Source organism: Bradyrhizobium manausense (genome assembly GCF_001440035.1).
GTDB lineage: Bacteria > Pseudomonadota > Alphaproteobacteria > Rhizobiales > Xanthobacteraceae > Bradyrhizobium > Bradyrhizobium manausense.
On the sequence record NZ_LJYG01000063.1, the window covers coordinates 1 to 5169 of the forward strand.

The following is a 5169-nucleotide window of genomic DNA, read 5'->3' on the forward strand; positions in this document are numbered from 1 at the left end:
GTTAAGAAGCCGATTTGAGCGCTGGGCGACGACTGATGGCTGCTATGAGTACGGTCAGGATGAGGCACGAGAGAGCCCTCAGCCAGGCGAGGATGCGGCGGAAATTGTGGCCGACGGCTGAAAGGATGACGTTGGCGGCATCGCCGGCGCGGCCTTTGAGGTAACAGCGGCCGAGGTGACCATCGGTCTTCAAATGTCCGATGATGGGTTCGATAGCGGATCGGCGTCGCAGCTCGCGTTTGATGGCTCCGAAGACACCGCGTTTCTGGCCGGAGATGAAGACGCGACGGGGATTTTGTACGTCGTGGCCGCGGTATCCCTTGTCGACATAGGCCCGCTCGATCGGACAGCCGGTGAGTGTCTCGGCGCGGTCGATGACGTCCCGCAAGGTGTGACCGTCGTACGGGTTATCGGGGAGCGCCCTGGCGTGGAGCACGAACAGGCCACCTGGAGCGCGGCGGTTGTTGGTGACGATGGAGGCTTTGACACCGAACTCGTAAGGCGCGGCGGCCTTGCCTTTGCCGATGCACTCCACCTCCGGGGCGTGGAAGGAATAAAGCTTCCAGCCGCGCTGGCGCTGCTGCTGCGAGCGGATCTGCGAGGCCCGGCTGAGCGGAAGGGCGAACGCGTTCTCGAGCACGGCCTGACCGTCGATCTTGCGGCGGATATCGCGAATGATCCGGCCCAGCCTCGAGCGCAGGATCCGCAACTGCCGCTGATGCCGCCTGAATTGCTTGGCATGGGCGTAGCGTCCCGCCATCATCGCGGCGGTCTTGGCAATGCGAAGGTAGGACTGCCGCAGCTTGACCTGGTGCTTCCTCGCCAGGCGGTTGAGCCCCTTGATCGCCGCGTGCAGCAGCTTGGCATCGGTCGGGAAGGTGATGGCCTTCGGCTGCACGGTGGTATCGACCGTGACCCGCTCGAGGTCCTGGCTGCGTAGCGCGCCGGCCTCGTGCGCCACCCGCAAGCTCTCGGCCAGCAACAGCTCCAGCTTGTCGCCAAGCCGCTTGCGCCAGTGGCTCAGATCCGAGCGCTCGTGCGGGAACGCGTGCTGGAAGAACTCTTCGCCGGTGAAATACTGGAAATACGGGTCGTGGACCCAGCGCTCGCACACCCCCTCATCGGACAGGCCGTAAATCTGCTTGAGCAGCAGCAGCCCGATCATGAAGCGGGTTGCGATCCCGGGCCGGCCGTTCTCGCTATAGAGCGGCGCGATCTCGCCGTCGATCCAGTCCCAATCGACCTTGCCGGCGAGCTGAACCAGCTCGTGCTTCATATTGATGATCTGGTCCAGCCTGGCCCGGAACAGATCGCCCGATCCCGTCGTCCTGTGCTTCTTCGGTCGCATCGCCACCTCCGATGCGACGACAGAATCATGCCTGGCGATTCGAAAGAATCCTGAAAATGAAATTGCAGGGTTCCGATGCCCGAAACATCAAAACCCTGCAATCGCAAAACAGCCCACAACGACAAATGCGATTCTAGCTCAATCGCTTAGCCGCTCTTCACGGACGACGAAATAGTCTTTGAACAATTTCGCATGGATGTCGTTGGGGGTTGAACCGTACGTAGCGTCAAGTTGTAGGGATGGTTCAGTGAAGTCGCTTTCCCGGTTGAGGATCACGACCTCAATTGTGCAGGGGCGCACTCTGGGCTTCCTCGCCCGGACGAACTCGTTTGCATAGTTGGAATATCGACTACCCGCCGTGTGGGCCCACGCATGATCCTGCTTTCCTGTCACGCACCGACTGTGGTGGGCCGAATATTTATGTTTCGACTCTCCCATCATCAGTCTGGCCAACGCCGGGCCCGGCATCGATCACAATGCGCAACCAGCTCTTTGCGTGACGAGCAAACCGCGACGCGCGCCTGGTTGAATGGAGCACCTATGAAAGACATTGATATGTTCGTAACCGTCATAGCCGGAATGACCTTGGGGGGCTTGGCTGCCACCATCGCACGTGAGACGTCGGAGCGTGAGTTGAGTTGGTGGCACTACTTGGCGCTGTGGGCCGCCTCAATCGCCCTGCTCTGCGTCATCGTCCTTATAGTGGGGCCGGCCTGAGGCATGATTGCGGAATCCAAGGATGCCGCAATCGTATGAGCACGCCCCGAGCGAAAATAGGCGAACGCTTTGGTAACGAGAGCGCAAGCCATCGCGAATCGTTCCGCAGGTTCTTAAATCTCTGGCATCACCCGCGTTGCGCGCGCAACGGCGCGCGTAGAATACGTAGGAGGACACATGCGCCCAGCGTGGAAAACGCTAGGAACCAAACAGATCAGATCGTTTGCTGGCTTGGATCTTTTTTTGGCTTGTCTGCATGCAAGGCAGGTCCGATGGCCTAATACACCTTGGGCGGTACACCATCTCTCGTCAGCGGGAATGAACGAGGCGCGGCATCCAGTCCGGCCGCACCAGGAACATAGAGCACGGGACTAAAGACTTGAGGAACCATCGTTCTCAGCATGCTAATTCTAGCGTTCACAACACCGGCACGACTTTCTCGATCCGTGACTAGTCGTCTCTTTGCTCGGATGCAGATTCGTTCGTTTCGGGCGGCAGCTGTGCAACGACCGGCTGCGCTTCCATGAGATCAAGGACGGCACGGCCCTCTTCAGTGGTATCCCAGCCACCGTTCATCCGCTCAATGAGTTTCTGGGAAAAGATGTCGAGGTTCTGAGCACGGGTGGCCATTCTCGTCGTGCGCTCGTCCCACTCTCGACTACTCGTCGCTGGAATCGCCATGTCGCGCTTAAGATCCTCCATCGGCGCGAAGCCGTCCGGACAGCTCACAAGGATTTTTAGGACGGTAACTTGGAGATTCACCTGAATGAGACTTCATGTTGCCCGCGCCTACCGCCACATGGTCGGTGCTTCACGAAGCGCTTCGATACCAATCTGCTTGAGGCGACTGGGCGTTGTTTCGCCTCTGGTGGCGGCTTCCAGAAGCTTAGCGGCCACATGTGCACGGACGCCTGTTTCATAGCGAGAAATGCTCGCGCAGACCTCGTCGAGGACAGCGCGCAGAAGCTTGGCGGTAGCCGTATCCAACATTTGCAGATCCCCCGACCCCTCATGAAGAAGATAATACGAAGCGCGTGTTCCTAAATTCAAGTGGGAGAGATCACAGTTGCTTCTATTACTGCTTCATCCGCGTCTGCCCCAAACCGTCCGAGGGAGTTTTGCCCACCCCACTAGGCGGACAGCGCCAGCAACGTCGTGCTCCTATCGCCCTTTGCTAATATGGTTTTGCCGATTCATTCTCTTCAGCTACGTGCAAGAGTTCTCATTGCGCAGCAGCCAAGTGGATTGATGCAAGGGGTGGTGTATTGGCGCATTAGTTCCGCGCGTGATTGCATTTTTCGACGGATTTCACCTTCTTGCTCTGATGGTGGTCCTCACGATTTCGATCGATCTTTATCGCTTTGAGATTGCGGCGCATGAAGAACATCGTGGCGAGCCTGCGGTTGCCGAATACGGTTAGAGAGTTCATTCAGAGGATCTAAGGCCGCATCCCGCTCGGAGCAGTTCCTCTGACCGCGTTTGCACGGCCAAATCTGGAAAATGGCGAAAACCTTTGCAAAATCATTGTCGTAAGCGTCTATTGGCCCTTTCAATTACCCATAATTTTAGCCCCGATCGCGGCCCCCAATTCGATGTCGATCAGTCGCGATAGTCCGCGCCAGATCACGGTATTTCCTGGAGGCGGATCGTTGGCTCGGGCCAAGTATCCTCCGAGCCGCGCGATCTTGACGACGTAGTGGGAGATCGTGGTTCGTTGAGAGCGGTTGGCACCCCGATCTTTCACCAAATGATCGAGAAGCTTGATTTCGGTTTCCGTCAGCGCCGTTTGCGGCGGCGCATTCGGCGTGGAGCGATTGAGCATCGTCATCCAGAAGACGCGCCAGCTCACAATGCAGAAGACCGCGATCAGATTGACCAATCGCTCAGCGGTTCGCAATTTCGACTCCTCCGCCTTGCAGCCCGATTTGAGGATCTTATGGAAGACTTCGATCTTCCACCGCAGCGCGTACCACTCGAGCTTCTCGATGGCGTCCTTGCGCGATTGGACCGGGAGATCGGTGAGAAGCTTCCACTCGATTTTCTTTCGCCGCTTCGGCGTTCCGCGCTCTTGAGCATGGATCACGGTCAGAGTGAGTGCAGGATATTTCTTCTGCTTGCCGATCGGCGGCAGAATTCGAAGCTTGCGGAATCGAATTTCAAGAAGCGCTTCATCCGGATCACCTTTGTCATCCTTGACAGCCACCCGGTGCAGACCTTTGACCGCGACCTCGTCCATTTCGTCGGCAATTGTATGATTGCCGTCCCCGGCGAGTCGATCAACGCAGGTTCGCACCAGGAAATGCGTTCCAACCTCTTCGGCCAGACAGAACAGCTCATAGATGTCGCTCTCGCGATCGCCGATATGAACGCATTGTCCAGGGGCAGCGAGAAGGTCGGTCGATTGTCGTAAATTCTCCAGCCAGCGGATGCTCTCCTTCTGCTCGATCGGAACCCGTGTCGGATTGATCTTTCGCTTCAGGGCCGTCGTCCCCTTGAACTTCTTGCGTGTCCAGAACTTGATTGCCGCCAGTCCGAGCGGAAGCCCCTCGGTCGTCACGGCGAGGCTCGAATGCATCAGGATGCCGCACTGCGTGCGCCCTGCCGTCTTACCTGTAAAGCCAATCAGATCCGGCTTCTCTCGCTTGAAGCTGAATTCCGTCGTGTCATGGAGGACAAGGATCGGCCCCTCCGTTGTCGTCGCGCGCCCGTGCGTCGCCTCAAAGTGGCCGCCAAGAATATCCGCCTCGTTGACCCGTTCGTTGGAGAAGAAGCGATACGCGGCCTTCGTGTTCGCCCAGTCCTGACAAACCAGCGGGATGCTCTGACCCATGTCGCTCCCGATCAGCCCGAGCAACTTGCAAAATCGGCGGCCGAGCCGCTCATCCTTAAACTCGCATCCCGCAACTTCCCGATCAACCCACGTCTCGATGCCGGTCGTCAATCGCTGAGCACGCGCTTCCGCAAGATCCTTTAGTACCAAGCCCACCAAGCACCATCAAATTCGAATCAGGTGCTCGACAACGAATCACAAGAGATTCTGCCGATTCAAGTTTTCGCCGCGGACACGTCGTCTAAATCGACCGCAAATTGTGGGTAATTGGAAG

The 5169-nt window shown here is 57.9% G+C and carries 4 protein-coding genes and 1 pseudogene; 1 reads left to right on the plus strand and 4 read right to left on the minus strand.

Features of this window, described 5'->3' with window-relative positions; genetic code table 11:
• Position 1: 1 nt before the first annotated feature.
• The 3 genes and pseudogenes from AOQ71_RS16740 to AOQ71_RS16755 form a co-directional block, all read right to left on the minus strand.
• Positions 2 to 1348 (minus strand): IS5 family transposase, encoded by a 1347-nt coding sequence (locus AOQ71_RS16740; RefSeq protein ID WP_057748092.1) that lies wholly within the window; start codon positions 1346 to 1348, stop codon positions 2 to 4.
• 1203 nt (positions 1349 to 2551) lie between these two features.
• Positions 2552 to 2827, minus strand: a pseudogene (locus tag AOQ71_RS16750) (hypothetical protein); the annotation flags it as partial.
• A 27-nt stretch (positions 2828 to 2854) separates the two neighbouring features.
• A complete protein-coding gene (locus tag AOQ71_RS16755) occupies positions 2855 to 3055 on the minus strand; it encodes a hypothetical protein (protein WP_057748097.1) in 201 nt (66 codons plus the stop codon).
• Positions 3056 to 3350: 295 nt separating this feature from the next.
• Between AOQ71_RS16755 and AOQ71_RS49715 the strand changes: the two genes are divergently transcribed.
• Positions 3351 to 3485, plus strand: coding sequence for a hypothetical protein (locus tag AOQ71_RS49715; protein WP_283809597.1), 135 nt, complete (start codon positions 3351 to 3353; stop codon positions 3483 to 3485).
• Positions 3486 to 3614: 129 nt separating this feature from the next.
• On the opposite strand, the gene AOQ71_RS16760 is transcribed toward AOQ71_RS49715, so the two are convergent.
• Positions 3615 to 5051, minus strand: coding sequence for an IS4 family transposase (locus AOQ71_RS16760; protein ID WP_057740977.1), 1437 nt, complete (start codon positions 5049 to 5051; stop codon positions 3615 to 3617).
• Positions 5052 to 5169 lie beyond the last annotated feature (118 nt).

What these genes read in the sequence shown, in the direction of transcription:
- AOQ71_RS16740 (WP_057748092.1), bottom strand. Translation starts at nt 1,348, where the DNA reads ATGCGACCGAAGAAGCACAGGACGACGGGATCGGGCGATCTGTTCCGG.
- AOQ71_RS16755 (WP_057748097.1), bottom strand. Translation starts at nt 3,055, where the DNA reads ATGTTGGATACGGCTACCGCCAAGCTTCTGCGCGCTGTCCTCGACGAG.